This is a genomic window from Marinobacter sp. R17 (assembly GCF_003789045.1).
GTDB lineage: Bacteria > Pseudomonadota > Gammaproteobacteria > Pseudomonadales > Oleiphilaceae > Marinobacter_A > Marinobacter_A mangrovi.
Window position 1 is genome coordinate 1 of record NZ_RHGZ01000028.1, and the last position, 17,427, is coordinate 17,427.

The following is a 17,427-nucleotide window of genomic DNA, read 5'->3' on the forward strand; positions in this document are numbered from 1 at the left end:
TATGGATTGCCGGAGTTGGCAGTACGGTAACGGGTTGAATCAAATCACTGAATCGCCGTGGTACGTGATCCGTATGCCCGGTGATGTGGGAGGAGGGGCATCGTGAGGTGCCTCCCTATCCCGATTATGCTCACAAGGATTTCGGGTGCCTTACAAAATGAATCCCCAACAATTTGATGCTGTGTTAGCACTTAGCAGTGCTGACCGAAGCTCTCATTTTGTTGGAAAGGTTGCCGATTGGGAGCAGTTGTGGGGTGTCAAAAACGATCTCGGCTGGCTGGTTCCGATCACTCCCGAAGATTTAGAGTATTTCCCCGTTTGGCCGCACCCCGAGTATGCTCAAAAGATCGTGGATGAGCATTTCCCTGGCCATCATGCGGTAGAAATACCACTTGAAGAATTTCTATCCCATTGGCTGCCAGCCTTTGAGGCTGACAATGTTAAGGTCGCGGTATTTCCAAACAAAGAGTGGGTGTTCTGGGTTATGGAACCGGCTGACTTGGCGCAATGCCTAAGAGATGAGGCCGCTCAGTATGAGTAAAAAGCATAACCATCGCAGGCACGGCGACGTCTTTTCCATTGCGGCTTCGCCTCCATTCCAAAGCCGCGCATGCTGCGGGAGATGAGCATGGTCGGGGTCAAGTCTTGCCTTTTGCCTCAACAAAGCTTGATTGCAAAACCTGAGGCTCTGGCTTGTAACCCGATCCTTAGCAAACCTCCCGGCTCTGTATGTCCTGTCGTCAAACTGAAGTTTCCCGGTCAAAAGCCTAGGGTCAGGTCTTGCCTTTTGCTCTTACCAAATTTCACGCAATCGCATCCGAAGCAAAGCGAAAGACTTATTTTGCGCCCTCGATGAAACATAACTAATTCAAAAAATTACATTTTTCTCTGAGTCGCTCAAATAGGCTGACCTATACTAAGCGGCGATCAATGGAAAGCGAGAGACAAGACATATGGAATTGAGATCTGTGCTGTGTGTTATTGCCTCCAGCTTGGTGTTGACGTTAGCCGGTTGTGCCTCGTCAGTTGGCAATCGGTCCTCGTTCGAAAACACCAGGTTTGTGGTTGGGCAAACTCAAAAGAATGAAGTGGCTGCGGTGCTTGGTTTACCTGCAGAGGTTCAGCAAACTGATGAGTTGCTGCTCTGGGGCTACCCCGAATCGCCACAGCTCTCCGGAGTTTTCTTCGCATTCCCCACGGGCAGCAATGTCGTAAGCACTTATGACATTAGCCTGTTCTACGACAAGAAAGCCTTCCGTGACGCTAGCCTCGTGTATGGGTTCGATGAGGAGGGAGTTCTTCGTCGGGTTATGGATAAACGCAAAGAAGGAAATTAAGTTTTGTTTCGATCCCTATTAATCGTCATTTGTTCAGTTGCCTTTGCAGGGTGTGCCAGCACGCTTCCCCAGGAGACCTCGACAGGTATTAAGCAAGGGAAAGTGGTATCGGCGGCGGTGATGTTGGATAAAAAAATCCAATACAACGAAATGGTTTACAAGGTTCTGTACAACGAAACTCGAACTCAGGAGGCGGTCTTTGGCGGCTTCTGGGATGTCGACAAGGACCATACGAAGCTTTTGACCTCGGCGCTTCAGGCATTGCATGTGAACGTGGACTCCGTGTCGCAGGCGCTACCGGAATCGGAATATAACGATCTTTACGAGAGGCTGGAAAATTCCTACACGGACAACCCGCAAGAGGACCCAGCAACCCCCTTTGAGCTGAACGAAACCACGCGATCCCGGCTGCTGGATGAGGGGTATCAATATCTGGTTCTGTTTCGAACCAGCTTTATCATGGTCGACGCAACCTCGATTACCTCCTCGGCCACTTTGAAACTGCCGTCTACGATTACCATCATCGACCTGGTTAGCAATGGCGAGGATTACAATGGCTCTTTCCTTCCTGTGTTTTACGCGGATTACGATGAGTCAGTAAGAGAGCTGGAGGACGATAACCTTGCGCTGATCAAGTCGGCGACTCAGCAGCGACTTGAAGAAGGTTTGAGACATGAGTTTTCCAATATGCTGAGTATCGAGGATACCGGTGATTCATGAGATCACCGAGACCATCCGGAAAAGGGGCTTAGTGCCCCTTTTTTAATGGAATATGCCCCCTCCTGAAATAAGTTGCCACTCTCAGGAGCGAGACATGGACAACGCTACTCCTACCCGCAAAAAGCGCACCCGGTCACTACCCCGTGCCCGAGGGAGGCGAATCCTGCGCTGTATTCACCTGCGCTACTGTGCCGTACCCATACAATTATATTGAGATCACCACAAGAAGAGTCCAAACGGTTGCATGGCAAGGGCGAGGTTTGCCAGCCCTGTTCTTCGGGTGTGGGATCTTATGTTGCTATAAAGGACAGGCTCCCTATACTCATGGAAGCTCAAGGCTCTCTCGCATGTATTTGTTTTATAGCTGCTTTCTACATTCTGAAACACTTTGGCGGCAATGGGCATCCGGTGCCTATCCAAAACGAATGCAGTGACCAGAAGTCTCATCTTTAACACTCATGAGGACGAGAAAAAGACCAATGAAACAAATAACACTATGGATAGTGCTCGTGCTGCTTCAAGGCTGTGCTACTGGGACCATTCATATCGAAAACGAAGACGTACCCATTGATGATCAGCATTCTCTGGTCATCGGCGCTAAGGTGGGCTCAATAACGAACGTTTACATTGACGACAAGCGTTATCGGATCGAATCCGGAACTCGGTTTCGTGGAACCCTCCCTTTTGCGATAGAGCTTCCTCCTGGGGACCATACACTCAACACCATTACGATGGATGGCGGGGACTATTACTACCGTTACCCAATAGATCGCAAGTTTACGACGCGGCCGGGCGGAATACTGAATCTTGGAACCATCATTACCCGGCACAAGCCGTCCAATAAAGAATTTGTCTATGGCTGGATAGCCAACCATAAAGACACCGCAAAAGTCCTTTCGCAGGAGGCGCCCGCATGGCTGGCGAACGATCTGGAAAATCACAATTACGCCATTGCATCAGGTCCTTACCTGGGGGAGAAAGGCCTTAAACAGATCCTGCTGCCGCGGATAGTACCTTCATTCAATGTGATCATGCCGCAAAATGTGCCTAGAGGTGCTTCCTTCAGTTTTCATGGCGACATATTGGGAACTATCGGCATCTACGCTTCGTTTCAAAAACGAGGAGAGACGGAAACGGATCTGGTCCATATCGTATTCACTGACAATACAAACTATTACTACGAATCCTGCACGGGTAGTACTAGTCGACTGCTATGCGTTGCTTCGGACACAGCTCTGTTAGACAGGGATGGGTTCCCTAAGGACGGTGAATCTACAAGAAATCTGGTGTGGGTCGACGCAGCGTCAGGCACGACCTTTAACGTGAAGACATTGCCGTTCAATACCGCCGCTAGATCTTTGTTTTGGAGCAGTGACCTGATCGTTGTAGTTGATGAAGAATTTGATGTGTATTCCAGCATTGATAATGGAGACACTTGGCAATCAATGCCAAGCGGCGTGGAGCGACAGTTTATGGAGCTGCGCTTACGCGGAGTAAAGTTTGAGGCAAAAAAGGATCAAATCCTGGTTCATCTCTCCGGAGCCAATTCCGGTGAGGTCCGGGTTGACTCTGACACTGGCGAGATCAAGAAGATATAGTCGGCAGCAGGTCAGAGGCCCAAGCCCCCCTCTGACCTGCCCCGAATCCTTGTTAAACATGGGTAATGGGCATAGTCACCGTGATAAGCGGCTACAGTTCGCTTTTGCCTAGTGCGCCTGGATTTACCTCCAACATCCCCTCTCAAGCCCCACCCAAAGACTATAATTTCAATACAGAAGCCCCTTCGTTGAGACTTCTGGTTCGCTCGCGTGTGAGTGGCAACCATCCGTCCGAAAACAGTCGGTGGAGGGGAAGGCGATGAGCTTAACGTCAATCGTACAACGCGGTTGGGACGCTGTGGGCGCCGGGGATTTCGATGGTCTGGTGAAGGACTATGTCGAGAACATGGTCTTTGTGATGCCGGGGCAGGAGGATGTCCTGGAAGGGCGGCAGGCGTTTCGGTCGGCCCTGGACGGACTGGGCGGGATTCTCCCGCCGGGTTTCGAGATTACCGGGCTTCAGCATCTGGAAGGCGCGGACGAGATGGTGTCGATCGTCGGATGGAAGTCGTCTAAGATCGGCGGTTCCCAGCTGTCCGTTCTGTTCCGGTTCCGGGACGACAAGATCTACGAAGAGCGCTGGTTTATCGATACGGAGCAGTGGAAGCGCGCGTTCTGACGTCCGCGTTTGCCGTGTCGGTATAAACGTCGATGCCGAACTCTGTCTATGCAGAGCCGGGGAGGAGCGGGTGAGCGTCAGTCCGTCACCCGCCGCCGCTCAGTCCCTGCCCGCTGCTTGAGCCGCGCAATGCAATCCCGGAACGCCCGGCTCACCACCGTCTGATCCCGCACCATCGCCATCTGCGGCCAGGTGGCCTGTTCCCCCAGTTGAATGTACATCGCCAGGTCCTTTTCGCTGGGGTTGGAGAGCACCTTTCGGTACAACCAGGGCTTGAACGGGAACTGGATGTTGATGTCCCCCAAGTAAGACTGGGTGGCGAGCGCGTGGGCCTGTTCCACGTAGGGGCGGAGCATCGAGGGGGTGCCTACGTTGCGGGTCAGCTCCAGTATTGAGGCCACCTGGGCATGCACGAGTGTACCGGCGGCCTGGCGCATAGTGGCCGGCACGCCGCGATCGTGGTGGTGGCTGATGAACGGTAAGACGTGTGGGTTGGCCTGGCTGACGATGGTCTTGTTCACGTTGTGCAGGCGGGCCATGCGCATCATGGGCAGGTCGCCGTGGACGCTGCCGTCGATCCAGGTTTCGGTCGGCATGTAGTCGGTTTCGCCGTCCGCCGCCTGTTTATCGCGCCCGCGCAGGGTGACCGGCGGGTAGATGCCCGGCACCGCGCAGGAGGCCAGCACGGCGGAATCCACCATGACTTCCGGCGAGGCCAGTTCGTTCAGCAGCCGGGGCTTTTGCCGGGTGCGGGTGGGCGAGACGGAGATGTTCAGGGTGCGGCCGCTGTGCAGGTACGCTTCCCGGAAGCTGTACCGCCCGACGTTGGCGCGGATGTGCGCCAGCAGCCGCTCGGGATCCATGGCGTGGCCCTGTTGCCAGATGCGGTCCGGCCGCAGCCAGTGCAGGGCGTCCCGGTTGACCTGTTCCGGGTGGCTGAAGAAGGTGGCCAGTTCCGAATCGTCCCGGGTGCAGATGGCGGCGGCGAGGATGGCGCCCATGCTGGAGCCGGCGATCACCGGTGGCAGCAGGTCCTGCGACCACAGGGCTCGTGTCACCCCGAAATGGTAGATGCCGAACGCCGCGCCGCCGCTGAGCATCAACGCGGTGTTGCCGAAAACGCGCTCGGCGTTGCGGAACAGCTGCAGCTTCTCGGAGTCCGTCACCCCCGGCAGCGGGTTGTCGCACACGTACTGCATGCCGCGCTCGACTTCCTTCAGGAATTCCGTGACCAGATGCTTGGTGCCGGTGCGGGCGACGGCGTACAGGTCCGGGTTCGAGAGTTCGCCCAGGTGGCGGTACAGGCTTTCCTGCAACACGCGGGTCAGGGCGCGGGTGTCGCCGTCCAGGCGATGGGCTTTCAGCGCCTCCATATGCTCGCGGATCAACACGCTGTGGAGCATCGGCGTGTCGTCTTCGGCCCGCCAGTCCAGCAATCCGTCCACATCGTCGAGTTCGGCGGCCGCCGCGTACCAGTCGTCATAACAGGTCGCGTTGGCCATCTGTTGCTGGAGGGCTTTGCGGAATCGGGATTGGCGTATCATGCCGAATACCTTAGCTCAACCGGCCCACCTTGGGGAGGCATCGGGGATGACGGCCTGTTCAGGTTGGGTCCGGAAGGATGCGGATTCGCGCGGACAGCGTGCGCTCGCGGCCCGGACCCAGCCGGATGGCGTTGGCCAGCTCGGGCCGGTTGAAGGCGTCGGGCATGAATTCGTTGGGCTCGATGGCCAGGCCGTCGTACTGGCGGTGAGGCAGGCTGTGGCCGGTATAGACCTGTACCACGCCATGGGACTGGGCGAGTTCCAGGGTCAGGTGGGTGGCCGGATCGTGCAGGCGGCTGCTGATCCAACCCGGCTGCGCTGAACCCACAAAGCAGCGGTCGATCGCCTGCCCGTCTATCGTTCGACCCTCGCCGCTGAAATCCGATTCGGTGCCGCTCAGATCGGTCACGCTGGCCGCGCCCGCTAAGGGAATCAGTCGCTCATCGGTGACGACGCCCTGGTGATAGGGCAGGGTCAGGTGGGCGTCGCGAATGTCGTGCCCGCGGGTTTCCAGGTAAGGGTGCCAGCCCAGGCCGACCGGTGCGGAAACGGTGCCCTGGTTGGTGGCGATCAGGTCCAGTTGCAAACCCTCCCGGGATAGGGTGAAGCGGGCTTTCAGGGCGAGCTTGAAGGGGTAGCCCGGAGCGTCGCCGGCCAGCAGCTGGTCGGTGCCCAGTTCCAGAATCGAACTGTTGTCATCGGCGGTTTCCCGAACCGGGTACCAGGCCGCATCCATGACCAGCCCGTGCAGGCTGTTGCCGTCGTTGTCGCGCCCGGCAAAGGCGTGGGTCGCACCATCAAAGGTGTATTGCCCGCCCGCCAGTCGGTTGCTGTAGGGCGCGAGGATGGCGGAGCGGGCACCGGTCAGGGCCGTGAAATCGGCCGGATCGTTGTAGCCGCCGAGCACGGACTCCGGCCCTTGCGCGGTGGGCAGCGTCAGGCTCAGTAGCGTGGCGCCACGCAGGGCGATCTCGGCCCGGGCCGATCCGTCGTCGCTGGACAGAATCCGCGTGGGGTCATCGCCGAACTGGCCTTCCGTGATGTGGTAGCCCGCCATCGTTCTTCAGCCTCCAATCTGCCGCCAGGCGGAGACGTAGGCGTCGGCACGCTCGCGTAGGGTGGCGGCATCGAAGCCCGGCTTGTAGAGGCCCGAGCCTAGGCCGAATCCGCCGGCGCCGGCCGCAGCCAGCTCCGCCAGGTTCTCCGGCGTCACGCCGCCGGTCGGCGCCACCAGCGTGCCTTTCGGCAGCACCGACAGCAGGGCCTTGATGCCCGTCGCGCCCACCAGTTCCGCCGGGAAAATCTTCAGCGCTTCGGCACCGGCTTTCAACGCCGCGAAGGCTTCGGTCGGCGTCATGACACCGGGCAGCACGTCCATGCCGGCGGCCACACCGGCGCGGATCACTTCAGGGTCACCGTGGGGCATTACCTGCAGGCGGCCGCCGGCCTGCTTGAGCCGTTCGACGTCCTCCACGCTGGTGACGGTGCCGGCGCCGATCAGGGCCTGGTCGCCAAAACGGTCGGCCAGCGCGGCAATGCTCTCGAACGGCGAGGGCGAGTTGAGCGGCACTTCGATCAGCCGGAAGCCGGCCTCAATCAGTTGTTCCACCAGGGGCACCGCTTCGTCCGGTTGGATGCCGCGCAGGATGGCGATCAGGGGCAACTCGGCGCGATAGGTTTCAAAGGCTTGGCTGGGCATGGGCCACTCCGTCAGTTGGATTGGGGCAGCCCGGCGCGGGTTGCCAGTTGGTGGAGGCCGTGGGTGACCGCCTGGTCGCCGTCGATGCTGCGGCTGCTCTGGCCATGGCGTTCCAGGGCTTCGGCATACAGTGCCGTCAGGCGCGGATCGCCGATCAGGGTGACGTCGCTTTGCGGCTGTAGTGCTTCGACCATGGCGCGCACTTCGTCGCCGATCAGCAGGCCGGAGAGGTAGGCGCTGGCGGTTTCCGGGAGCATGTCACCCAGCAGCACTTCGGTGCGGGCGCTGAACAGGTGGTGCATCAGGCCGCCGGGGCGACGGACGCGTTCCAGGCCTCGGCGAAAGGCTTTGGCATCGTGTTCGCCGCCGGCAGCAAAGCGCCGCAGGATGGTGTGCTGGCGCAGGGCCGAGTAGGCGTCCCCGGTCATGCAGGTGCTGAACGACTGCACGGTGCGGCCGTTCAGGCGAACCCACTTGGCGTGGGTGCCGGGCAGGCAGAGGATTTGCTCGCCGCGGGCGTCGGGGTCGAGGGCGCCGAGAATCTGGATTTCCTCGCCGCGCATGACGTCCGGGCTGTCGGCCACCGACTGGCCGCGCAGGCCGGGCACAATGTAAGCCGGATTGGCCTCGCCCAGTGGCGTGACCCGGACCAGGCCGTCGGCGATGTCGTCGAGGCTGGCGGGGCAGGCGAGATAGGGCACTTCCACCAGACCGTCGGCGCTGCCGATCATGCCCGCCATCAGCACCGGCACGCCCGGCAGGTGAGGCAGCCAGGGCGAGAGCTGTTCGGTCAGCACCGCCGGAAACCCGTCCCGCTCCACGTGCAGGATGCCTTTCGGCGCCTGCAGGCGGTCGATAACGGCGCCGTCGGCGGCGAGCAGGGTGGCGCGGAAGTTACTGGTGCCCCAGTCGACGGCGATCAGGGCACCGGCCTTGAGATCGGCCGCCGTCATACCCGCCCTCCGTCGATGATGTGGCTCTGGCCGGTGATCAGCGCGCTGTCTTCGGCGGCCAGGAACAGGGTCAGGCGGGCGACGTCCGCCGGATCGATCTTGGTCTTGAGGGCCTGTTGCTGCATCAGTTCCTGCTCGGCCTCATCGGTCAGCCACAGGTCCTTCTGGCGCTGGGTCATCACCCAGCCGGGCAGCACGGCGTTGACGCGGATGTTCTCCGGCCCCAGCTCCCGGGCCAGTCCCTTGGTCAGGCCGACGATGCCCGCCTTGGCGGTGACGTAGCCGGGGTAGCCGTCCAGGCCCAGCAGGTAGCTGTTGGAACTCATGTTGATGATGCTGCCGCCACCGGCTTCGCGCATGGCGTCGCGCACCGCCTGGGTGGAGAAGAAGTGCGGGCGCAGGTTCACCGCCATGCCCTGGTCCCAGTATTCCGGCGAGACGTCTTCCAGCTTGTGGCGGTCGTCCCAGGCGGCGTTGTTGATCAACACACGGATCGGGCCCAGCTGGTCCGCTACGGTGCGGATCGCAAACCGCAGGGCTTCGACGTCGCGGATGTCGCAGGGGACGAACAGCGGTTGGCTGGCGCGGTCGGCCAGTGTCTCGCTCAATGCGTGGCCGGCGTTCTCGTTGATGTCGAGAAAGGCGACTTTGGCGCCCTGGTCGGCAAAGGCTTCCACCAGGGCGGCGCCGATGCCGGTGGCGCCGCCGATGATCAGGGCGACGCGGCCAGCCAGGCTCGGGTAGGTGGCGTAGTCGGCCATATCAGTGGGACTCCCGCGTCACGACGTGGCCGCTGCTGCCCTTGAGGAAGTCCAGGTCCGCGCCTTCGTCCGCCTGCATGACGTGGTCGATGTAGAGGCGGTAGTAGCCGCGCTTGTGGGGCGATTCGGGCGCTTCCCACGCCTGCTGGCGGCGGGCCAGTTCCTCGTCGGAGATGTCCAGGTGCAGCTTGCGGGCTTCCACGTCCATCTCGATCCAGTCGCCGTTTTCCACCAGCGCCAGCGGGCCGCCTTCATTGGCTTCCGGCGAGATGTGCAGGACCACGGTGCCGAAGGCCGTGCCGCTCATGCGGGCGTCGGACAGGCGCACCATGTCGGTGACGCCTTTCTCCAGCACTTTCGGCGGCAAAGGCATGTTGCCCACTTCCGGCATACCCGGATATCCCTTCGGACCGCAGCCCTTGAGGACGAGGATGGAGTTTTCGTCCACCTCCAGTTTCGGGTCGTCGATGCGCGCCTTGAAGTCCTCGATGGTCTCGAACACCACCGCCTGGCCCCGATGCTTGAGCAGGCCTTCGCTGGCGGCGGACGGTTTGATGATGGCGCCTTTCGGGCACAGGTTGCCTTTCAGTACGGCGATGCCGGCGGCCGGGCGGACCGGGTTGTCCATCGGTCGGATGACGTCGTCGTTGAAGCATTCCACCTGATCCAGCGCTTCGCCGATGTGCTTGCCGGTGATGCTCGGGGCGTCCAGATGCAGCTGATCCTGCAGGCGCTGGAGCACGACGGGCAGGCCGCCGTTGTAGTGGAAGTCTTCCATCAGGTACTGACCGGACGGCATCAGGTTGACCAGCAAGGGCACCTCGCGACCGAGGCGGTCGAAGTCTTCCAGGTCCAGCTCCACACCCAGCCGGCCCGCAATCGCCAGCAGGTGGACCACCGCGTTGGTGGAGCCGCCGATCGCCGCGTTCACCTTGATGGCGTTCTCGAAGGCCTTGCGGGTGAGGACCTTGGAGATGGTGAGATCTTCGTGAACCATCTCCACCATGCGCATGCCGGTGAGGTGGGCCAGCACCTTGCGGCGGGCGTCCACGGCGGGGATCGAGGCGTTCAGGGGCAGGGCCATGCCCATGGCTTCCATCAGCGAGGCCATGGTGGAGGCGGTGCCCATGGTCATGCAGGTGCCCGGGCTGCGGGACATACAGCCCTCGGCGTTGAGGAATTCCGGCAGGCTCATGGTGCCGGCGCGGACCTGCTCGCTGAACTTCCACACGTCGGTGCCAGAGCCGATGTCCTGGCCGCGGTACTTGCCGCTCAGCATGGGACCGGAGGAGATGACGGTGGTGGGCAGGTCGACGCTGGCGGCGCCCATGACCTGGCCCGGTGTGGTCTTGTCACAACCGCCCAGGAGCACCACGCCGTCCAACGGGTTGGCGCGGATGGATTCCTCCACGTCCATGCTCAGCAGGTTGCGGAACAGCATGGCGGTGGGGCGCATCTGGGTTTCGCCCAGGGACATGGCGGGAAATTCCAGCGGCACGCCGCCGGCCTCCCAGACGCCTTTCTTGACGTGTTCGGCGATGTCCCGCAGGTGCGCGTTGCAGGGGGTGATTTCCGACCAGGTGTTGCAGATGCCGATGATCGGCCGGCCGTCGAAGGCGTGATCCGGTAGGCCCTGGCTCTTCATCCAGCTGCGGTGGATAAAACCGTCGCGGTCGTGCTTGCCATACCACTGCTGGCTGCGGAGCTTGCGGTCTTTGTTACTCACTCTGGTCTCTCCCGTAATGCGGTCGTGCCCCGCCATGGCTGTCCGAAGCGACGGCACGGCCATCCGGGCGGTCCGGATAGCCGGTTGGGCGCAAGAAGGCTTGATATCCCTTAAGGGTAGAAGAAAGGCAGGCATAGGCCTTTAAGTTCCAATATATGGAACGAGTGTTCCATTTATGGTTTAGTGTTATCTTCCGACCCGTTCCGTGTCAATACGGGGTGGCTTTATTCAGGTCATTTGACGCCAATGGCTACGCCTTGACCGGCACAATGCCGAAGGTCCATATTGCGGAACCGTCATTTCCAGATATGGAACTGAGTGGTATAAACGCGACACAATAGCGCCACAACAACAAAAGAGGTCCCTCATTCATGTCGTCGATCGATAAGGCGATCCAGGTCCTGGAGACCGTCTGCGACAACCCGGAAGCCATCCGGTTTACCGATCTGGTCGCCCGTCTCGGGCTGCCCAAGTCCACCGCCCATCGCCTGCTCACCACGCTGCTGGACCACGGTCTGGTCCGTTATGACCGGGAAGATCAGCGTTATTCCCCCGGCTACCGCCTGCTGAGCATGGCCCAGCGGACCTGGGAGCGGCTGGATATTCCCAAGGTGGCGCGGGATCACATGCAGCGGCTGCTGCACGAGGCAGGGGAGACGGTCCATCTGGCGGCGGTGGACGGTCACGAGATCATCTACATCGACAAGCTGGAAAGTCCCAAGACGATCCGGCTGTATTCGGCGATCGGCAAACGGGGGCCCATGTACTGCACCGGCGTGGGCAAGGCCATCCTCGCCTACCTGCCCGAACAACAGCAGGAAGACGTCATCGCTCACACCGAGTTTGTCCGACACACCGCCCACACCATTCCCGACGCCCGGGCCCTGCGCCAGGCGCTGGCGGACATCCGGGTGCGTGGCTGTGCGCTGGACATGGAAGAACACGAGGAAGGCGTGCGCTGCGTGGCGGCGCCCATCTTCAATTTCCGGGGTGAGGTGGTGGCCGGTATCAGCGTGACGTCCCTGGCGTCCCGCATGAGCACCACGCGGCTACAGGATCTCCAGGCGCTGCTGCTGGAAGTGGCCCGGGGGATCTCCCGTGAGCTGGGCTATCTGGAGTCCGCCGACCGCAATCCGCTTGGCTCGCAGGAGACCGCATGAACTTTGAACCCCTGTTGAACGATCGCTTCGCCCTCGGCGAAGGCCCCCACTGGGATGTCGAGAACAACGAGCTGCTCTGGGTGGATATCGTCGGGCGGAAGGCGTTTGCCTATGGCACCGAAGAAACGGCGCCTCGCAGCTGGTCCTTTGAGGCGACGGTGAGCGCCATCGTCCCTCGCACCAACGGTCACTATCTGGTCGCCGCCGGGCGCGGCGTCTATGACCTGGATCCCGCGGATGGCCACCTGACGGCCGTGGCCGAGCCGGCAGCGGAACCGCCCGAAAACCGCACCAACGAAGCCCGCGTGGATCCCCGTGGCCGCTTCTGGATGGCCTCCATGCAGCAGAACATCGGCCCCGACGGGGAGGACATCCCGGTGCGCCAGAGCAGCGGCCTGCTGTGGTGCATCGACACGGACGGCAGCGTCCGGCAGGTGGAATCCGGCGTTGGCATCAGCAACAGCCTGGTGTGGAGCCCGGACGAAACCCGCATGTACTTCGCCGACACGCTTAAAGGTGTGATCTGGCAATACGACTGGGATGCCGACACCGGCGCCGCCTGCAACCGCCGCGTGTTTGCGGCGACCGAGGGTTACGGTAATCCGGACGGCTCGGCCATGGATGAGGAAGGCTACCTGTGGAACGCCCGATGGGGCGCGGGCTGCCTGATCCGCTATCGGCCGGACGGCGAGATCGACCGGATCGTCGAGGTTCCCGCGCGCTGCCCCAGCAGCTGCGTGTTCGGCGGTCCGGATCGCAAAACGCTTTACGTCACCACCGCCCACGCGGAATTGACACCATCGGAACGCGGGCCGCTGGACGGCGCGCTGCTGGTGGCCGAGACCGATGTGGTGGGCCAGGCGTGTACGGCCTTTAAGGGCTGATGTTTCCGAGCGTGCGACGGGACGGACTCTTGCTGCTCTGGTAGTGCAGCGTCGCGCATTGAATTCACCGAACTGATGTTTTCCAAAAACAAGGACAAGCTATGCATGCACTTACCCTGATCTCGTTCCTGTTTTTTACAGGGCTGGTCGCACTGATCACCTGGGTGGTCACGCGCCGCGACGACCACGACAGCACGCGCGGCTATTTCCTGGCCGGTCGTAGCCTGACCTTCCCGTTCATCGCCGGCTCGCTGCTGATGACCAACCTGTCCACCGAGCAGATGGTGGGCCTGAACGGCTCCGCGTTCACGGACGGCCTCAGTGTGATGGCCTGGGAAGTGGTCGCGGTCATTGCGCTGGTGCTGCTGGCGCTGTTCTTCCTGCCGCGCTTCCTGCGCAGTGGGATTGCCACCGTGCCGCAGCTGCTGCGCGAGCGGTTCGACCCGGGCACCCAGCTGATCTGTAACATCATCTTCCTGCTGGCCTACGCGGTCATCCTGCTGCCCATCATCCTGTATTCCGGCGCGGTGGGGCTTCAGGGCATGCTGGACCTGCCGGGGCTGACCGGTATCCAGTCCGACACCACGCTGCTGTGGGGTACGGTCTGGGTGGTGGGCCTGATCGGCTCCGTCTACGCCCTGTTCGGCGGTCTGCGCACCGTTGCGGTTTCCGATACGCTGAACGGCGTGGGCCTGCTGATCGGCGGTTTCGTGATCGTCTACTTCGGCCTGCAGGCCGTGAGTGACGGCACCGGCGTGATGGCCGGCTGGGACATCCTCAAGCAGACCAACCCGGACAAACTGAACTCCATCGGCGGTGCGGACCAACAGGTGCCGTTTGCCACGCTGTTTACCGGCGTCTTCCTGATCAACGTGTTCTACTGGACCACCAACCAGCAGATCATCCAGCGGACCTTTGCCGCCAAGAACCTCGCCGAAGGCCAGAAGGGCGTGCTGCTGACCGGTCTGTTCAAGCTGCTGGGCCCGCTGTACCTGGTTATCCCGGGCATCATCGCCTATCACCTGTATGCCGGTGACGGCATCCGCGCGGACGCCGCCTACGGTCACCTGGTCTACAACGTGCTGCCGCCTTACCTGACCGGCTTCTTCGCCGCGGTGATGGTGGGTGCGATCCTGTCCTCGTTCAACTCGGCGCTGAACAGTACCACCACGCTGTTCAGTCTCGACCTGTACAAGGGCGTCATCAACAAGGACGCCACCGACGAGCAGGTGGTCAACGCCGGTAAGATCTTCGGCTGGGTCATGGCCATTGCCGCCATGCTGATCGCCCCGATGCTGGCGGGTCAGGAAAGCCTGTTCGGCTACCTGCAGAAGATGAACGCCATGTACTTCATCCCGATCCTGTCCGTGGTGCTGGTGGGCCTGCTGAGCAAGCGCGTGCCGTCCATTGCCGCCAAGATCGCCCTGATCGGCGGCTGCGCGATCATCGGTCTGGTCTACTTCGTGCCGCCGTTCACCGGCATCCTCGATGCGATCAACGACTTCCACTTCGTCGCGCTGGTCTTCGTACTCCTGGTGGTCGGCATGCTGCTGATCGGCAAGATCGCCCCACGGGCCACCGCCTGGGTGCAGCAGGACAGCGGCCAGGTCGACCTGACGCCCTGGGGTGGCGCGATTCCGGCGGGCATCGTGCTGGTGATTCTGGTGATTGCCATCTATGCGGCGTTTGCCGGTTGATGAAACTGGCACTCAATCGCGCGCCTGAATGACAGAAACGCCGCCAGGACCCGGTTCTGGCGGCGTTTCTGTTTCTGCCTTCCTCGTTGCTCTTCGTTTGTCTGCTACTCTGATCTTTAACAACTAATATGTTGTACTGTTTTTATTTTACATCAAAAAAGTTGTATTCATTGGTTTTAACATATTTTTAGTTGTAATATGATTGCTTAACAGCAAATGTGTTGTTTGTTGGTGTGTTTGATCGGTGGTGTACTCATGAAATCAATCACTGACGTCAGCGATGTTCTTCAGGCGCAACGCAAGAAGCTCGGCCTGAGTCAAAAGGATATGCTGATGCGTATTGGTATGTCGCAGCAGCAGTATCAGAAGATCGAGTCCGGCAGCGATATGCGGTTATCCACTTTGTTGCGGGTTCTCGAGGGGATGGGGTTGGAGCTGACGATCCTGCCTCAGGAGCAAGCGCGCACTTTGCCCACTGTTCCGGATGGACAGGAGAGCGATGAACCGGAACAGACGTCGGTTTGGTCGTCTGAACTGGATGATCTGAAGGATCGTTCGTGATGGGGGCATCTCAAATGGAGCGGCAGGAGGCGGTCGAGGCGCTGGCCATTGAACTACATGGTGAGCGTGTGGGGGTGCTGGCTCATTATGCCGGCGGCAAGAATATTTTGACCTTCGACCCGGCATATGTCGAAAGCGATCCTAGGTTACGACCGACAGTGACACTCAGTCAGTGGGTGAATGATCGCTATCTTAAGGCGCCCGCGATGGCGTCGCAGCGGATACCCCCACTTCTGTCGAATCTTCTGCCTGAAGGCGCGCTACGTGAATGGATGGCGGCGTCACAGAAAACCCACCCGGACAATGAATTCCCTTTGCTGGCGATTACAGGAGATAACCTGCCGGGTGCCTTTGTCGTGCGACCTTTACCGAAGGGGCAGATTCCATCCTGGGCACTGTCATCACGAGAACGGGTAGAGCCGGTTCAAATTGATGTGAATCGCGTCGGTCAGCGCTTTTCTCTGGCCGGTGTGCAAATGAAATTTTCAGCCAGACGTCACGACCAGCGGTTCAACATTACCTCTGAGGCTGGCGGCGACGACTGGATTATCAAAACGCCATCGACGGTTCATCGGCACGTGCCTGCCAATGAATACACCGCTATGCGGTTGGCCGAAGCTGTGGGTGTCGACATTCCAGACATTGAGCTGATTCCTGTCGGGAATCTGCAGAATCTTCCTGATATATCGATCGAAGAGGAATACGCCTACGCGATTAAGCGGTTTGATCGCAGTCTTGAGGGGCGAGTGCATGGTGAGGACTTTGCGCAGGTGTTCGGCTTGTTTGCTCATGACAAATATAGAGCAGCTAATTACGAGCAGATTGGTCGGGCGCTGTATCGCTATGGCGCCGATGGCCTGTCACAACTCCAGCAGATGGCGAGGCGTCTGTTGGTGAACGTGCTTTTGGCTAATGGGGACGCCCACCTGAAAAATTGGTCCCTGATTTACCCGGATCGCCGCAATGCTCAGCTCTCGCCAGCCTACGATATTCTGATGACGCGGGCCTATATGCAGGGAGAAACCGATGTGGCCCTCAATATGGCCGGAACCAAAAACTGGTATCGTTATTCGCTGGAACACTTCAAAACCTGGGCTGAGAAGATTGGGGCGCCGTGGCCAGCGATCCGGGTGCATTTAACCGATGTTATGGCGCTTGCGCGGCGGGAATGGCCCGATCTCCTGGAAAGCTTGCCCATGGTTGAGTCGCACAAATCGATGCTGCGGACTCACTGGCAGGCGCTGCATCAAGACCTCCGCATTGGTAGGGCGCACGAATGATGAAATCGGGCATCTACCAGAGTATTTGGTGTGTCTGGATATTTTCGATGTTTCCATTCGTGGCCCATGCGGCCTGCCCGAAAGATCCCGCGACAACGTATGAACAGTTGTACTGCGATATCCAGGCCAGAGGCGGCGGGTCGACGTTGCCCACGTTCGAGGATTTCCGCAGAAATACCCCCCAGGTTCAGGCCCTGTTGCTCAAGCGACCGGCTTCCCGGCTGGGGTTGTCGGTGCCCGAAGCCGAGGCGGCGACATCTCAACCGTCAAAGCCTGCCCCTCCGGTCACTTCAGAACGTCCAAAACCCGACACCGAAACCGAACCGACGCCTCCACCGGCTGCCGACTCGGCATTCGACGGTTGCCGGCTGAGTGGGGCGGTTATTCGCTGTCCGTCGGCCCGATACGAACTGGCAACCAATCAGGCGAATTCGGCCCTCCGTGCCGGCGTGCTGGATGACGATAATCGCCTGGATTTGAACGCCTATCGCGGAGACTTGTCGGACGAAACGGCGGTTCGCGCCTACCTCTCCGACGCCTACGACCGTTACATCGCCAAGATGCTGGAGATCGGTCTGGGCGGAACTACCATGAGCTTTACCCGCTTCTACAACAGCTTCCGCCGTCACGAGGCGAAGGGCATCGACTTTGCCCGGCGGATGGACGAGACGTTCGACTACCTCAAGCAGGACAAGCGCACCCTTGGAGTGAATCGCAAACCGCCGGACGAGCTGCCGAAGACTCTCGACAACTGCGCCCCCTCCGGCGCCCGGGTGATCGTGTGCGACAATGTGACGACGAACTGGGTGTATGTCCGCGACTGAGTGTCCGGCATTGGTGTCGGCCCGGCCGATTTCGTATTCTGGATCGTTCTCTTTTGGATGTGAG

17 protein-coding genes are annotated in these 17,427 nt (G+C 60.3%); 11 read left to right on the plus strand and 6 right to left on the minus strand.

Annotation, left to right across the window (positions count from 1 at the left end):
• Positions 1 to 157 precede the first annotated feature (157 nt).
• The 5 genes from EB809_RS17115 to EB809_RS17135 all read left to right on the plus strand — a co-directional run bounded on the left by EB809_RS17115 (position 158) and on the right by EB809_RS17135 (position 4,274).
• On the plus strand, positions 158 to 541 hold the full coding sequence (locus tag EB809_RS17115) for a DUF2750 domain-containing protein (RefSeq protein WP_123636060.1): 384 nt from the start codon (positions 158 to 160) through the stop codon (positions 539 to 541).
• A gap of 412 nt (positions 542 to 953) precedes the next feature.
• Positions 954 to 1,337 carry a hypothetical protein gene (locus EB809_RS17120; RefSeq protein WP_123636061.1) on the plus strand — a complete coding sequence of 128 codons (384 nt, stop codon included), beginning with the start codon at positions 954 to 956 and terminating at the stop codon, positions 1,335 to 1,337.
• A 3-nt stretch (positions 1,338 to 1,340) separates the two neighbouring features.
• Entirely contained in the window at positions 1,341 to 2,057 is a 717-nt protein-coding gene (locus EB809_RS17125; protein ID WP_123636062.1) for a hypothetical protein, read from the plus strand.
• A 479-nt stretch (positions 2,058 to 2,536) separates the two neighbouring features.
• Positions 2,537 to 3,655, plus strand: coding sequence for a hypothetical protein (locus tag EB809_RS17130; protein ID WP_123636063.1), 1,119 nt, complete (start codon positions 2,537 to 2,539; stop codon positions 3,653 to 3,655).
• 259 nt (positions 3,656 to 3,914) lie between these two features.
• Positions 3,915 to 4,274 (plus strand): nuclear transport factor 2 family protein, encoded by a 360-nt coding sequence (locus tag EB809_RS17135; RefSeq protein ID WP_123636064.1) that lies wholly within the window; start codon positions 3,915 to 3,917, stop codon positions 4,272 to 4,274.
• A gap of 77 nt (positions 4,275 to 4,351) precedes the next feature.
• Here EB809_RS17135 and EB809_RS17140 read toward each other — a convergent pair whose 3' ends face one another.
• Genes EB809_RS17140 through EB809_RS17165 form a run of 6 tightly spaced genes read right to left on the minus strand, consistent with a single transcriptional unit; the run spans position 4,352 to position 10,957 of the window.
• Positions 4,352 to 5,818, minus strand: coding sequence for a patatin-like phospholipase family protein (locus tag EB809_RS17140; protein WP_123636065.1), 1,467 nt, complete (start codon positions 5,816 to 5,818; stop codon positions 4,352 to 4,354).
• 58 nt (positions 5,819 to 5,876) lie between these two features.
• Positions 5,877 to 6,875, minus strand: coding sequence for an aldose 1-epimerase (locus EB809_RS17145; RefSeq protein WP_123636066.1), 999 nt, complete (start codon positions 6,873 to 6,875; stop codon positions 5,877 to 5,879).
• A gap of 6 nt (positions 6,876 to 6,881) precedes the next feature.
• Positions 6,882 to 7,517, minus strand: coding sequence for a 2-dehydro-3-deoxy-6-phosphogalactonate aldolase (locus EB809_RS17150; RefSeq protein ID WP_123636067.1), 636 nt, complete (start codon positions 7,515 to 7,517; stop codon positions 6,882 to 6,884).
• An 11-nt stretch (positions 7,518 to 7,528) separates the two neighbouring features.
• Entirely contained in the window at positions 7,529 to 8,470 is a 942-nt protein-coding gene (locus EB809_RS17155) for a 2-dehydro-3-deoxygalactonokinase (RefSeq protein ID WP_123636068.1), read from the minus strand.
• Complete coding sequence (locus EB809_RS17160; RefSeq protein WP_123636069.1) at positions 8,467 to 9,231, minus strand: SDR family NAD(P)-dependent oxidoreductase; 765 nt, start codon at positions 9,229 to 9,231, stop codon at positions 8,467 to 8,469. Before EB809_RS17160 ends, EB809_RS17155 begins: the two co-directional genes overlap by 4 nt.
• Position 9,232: 1 nt before the next feature.
• Positions 9,233 to 10,957 (minus strand): IlvD/Edd family dehydratase, encoded by a 1,725-nt coding sequence (locus EB809_RS17165; RefSeq protein ID WP_223808012.1) that lies wholly within the window; start codon positions 10,955 to 10,957, stop codon positions 9,233 to 9,235.
• A gap of 371 nt (positions 10,958 to 11,328) precedes the next feature.
• Between EB809_RS17165 and EB809_RS17170 the strand changes: the two genes are divergently transcribed.
• The 6 genes from EB809_RS17170 to EB809_RS17195 all read left to right on the plus strand — a co-directional run bounded on the left by EB809_RS17170 (position 11,329) and on the right by EB809_RS17195 (position 17,363).
• On the plus strand, positions 11,329 to 12,117 hold the full coding sequence (locus EB809_RS17170) for an IclR family transcriptional regulator (RefSeq protein WP_123636071.1): 789 nt from the start codon (positions 11,329 to 11,331) through the stop codon (positions 12,115 to 12,117).
• Positions 12,114 to 13,001, plus strand: coding sequence for an SMP-30/gluconolactonase/LRE family protein (locus tag EB809_RS17175; RefSeq protein WP_123636072.1), 888 nt, complete (start codon positions 12,114 to 12,116; stop codon positions 12,999 to 13,001). The genes EB809_RS17170 and EB809_RS17175 overlap by 4 nt, the downstream gene beginning before the upstream one ends.
• A 101-nt stretch (positions 13,002 to 13,102) precedes the next feature.
• On the plus strand, positions 13,103 to 14,698 hold the full coding sequence (locus EB809_RS17180) for a solute:sodium symporter family transporter (RefSeq protein WP_123636073.1): 1,596 nt from the start codon (positions 13,103 to 13,105) through the stop codon (positions 14,696 to 14,698).
• Between the two features lie 255 nt (positions 14,699 to 14,953).
• Positions 14,954 to 15,259 (plus strand): helix-turn-helix domain-containing protein, encoded by a 306-nt coding sequence (locus EB809_RS17185; protein WP_123636074.1) that lies wholly within the window; start codon positions 14,954 to 14,956, stop codon positions 15,257 to 15,259.
• Positions 15,259 to 16,539, plus strand: coding sequence for a type II toxin-antitoxin system HipA family toxin (locus tag EB809_RS17190; RefSeq protein ID WP_223808019.1), 1,281 nt, complete (start codon positions 15,259 to 15,261; stop codon positions 16,537 to 16,539). Before EB809_RS17185 ends, EB809_RS17190 begins: the two co-directional genes overlap by 1 nt.
• 47 nt (positions 16,540 to 16,586) lie before the next feature.
• Positions 16,587 to 17,363 carry a hypothetical protein gene (locus tag EB809_RS17195; protein ID WP_223808013.1) on the plus strand — a complete coding sequence of 259 codons (777 nt, stop codon included), beginning with the start codon at positions 16,587 to 16,589 and terminating at the stop codon, positions 17,361 to 17,363.
• Positions 17,364 to 17,427 lie beyond the last annotated feature (64 nt).

Coding starts and splice junctions, on each gene's coding strand:
- EB809_RS17115 (WP_123636060.1), top strand. CDS start 158: ATGAATCCCCAACAATTTGATGCTGTGTTAGCACTTAGCAGTGCTGAC.
- EB809_RS17120 (WP_123636061.1), top strand. CDS start 954: ATGGAATTGAGATCTGTGCTGTGTGTTATTGCCTCCAGCTTGGTGTTG.
- EB809_RS17130 (WP_123636063.1), top strand. CDS start 2,537: ATGAAACAAATAACACTATGGATAGTGCTCGTGCTGCTTCAAGGCTGT.
- EB809_RS17135 (WP_123636064.1), top strand. CDS start 3,915: ATGAGCTTAACGTCAATCGTACAACGCGGTTGGGACGCTGTGGGCGCC.
- EB809_RS17140 (WP_123636065.1), bottom strand. CDS start 5,818: ATGATACGCCAATCCCGATTCCGCAAAGCCCTCCAGCAACAGATGGCC.
- EB809_RS17145 (WP_123636066.1), bottom strand. CDS start 6,875: ATGGCGGGCTACCACATCACGGAAGGCCAGTTCGGCGATGACCCCACG.
- EB809_RS17150 (WP_123636067.1), bottom strand. CDS start 7,517: ATGCCCAGCCAAGCCTTTGAAACCTATCGCGCCGAGTTGCCCCTGATC.
- EB809_RS17155 (WP_123636068.1), bottom strand. CDS start 8,470: ATGACGGCGGCCGATCTCAAGGCCGGTGCCCTGATCGCCGTCGACTGG.
- EB809_RS17160 (WP_123636069.1), bottom strand. CDS start 9,231: ATGGCCGACTACGCCACCTACCCGAGCCTGGCTGGCCGCGTCGCCCTG.
- EB809_RS17170 (WP_123636071.1), top strand. CDS start 11,329: ATGTCGTCGATCGATAAGGCGATCCAGGTCCTGGAGACCGTCTGCGAC.
- EB809_RS17175 (WP_123636072.1), top strand. CDS start 12,114: ATGAACTTTGAACCCCTGTTGAACGATCGCTTCGCCCTCGGCGAAGGC.
- EB809_RS17180 (WP_123636073.1), top strand. CDS start 13,103: ATGCATGCACTTACCCTGATCTCGTTCCTGTTTTTTACAGGGCTGGTC.
- EB809_RS17185 (WP_123636074.1), top strand. CDS start 14,954: ATGAAATCAATCACTGACGTCAGCGATGTTCTTCAGGCGCAACGCAAG.
- EB809_RS17190 (WP_223808019.1), top strand. CDS start 15,259: ATGGGGGCATCTCAAATGGAGCGGCAGGAGGCGGTCGAGGCGCTGGCC.
- EB809_RS17195 (WP_223808013.1), top strand. CDS start 16,587: ATGTTTCCATTCGTGGCCCATGCGGCCTGCCCGAAAGATCCCGCGACA.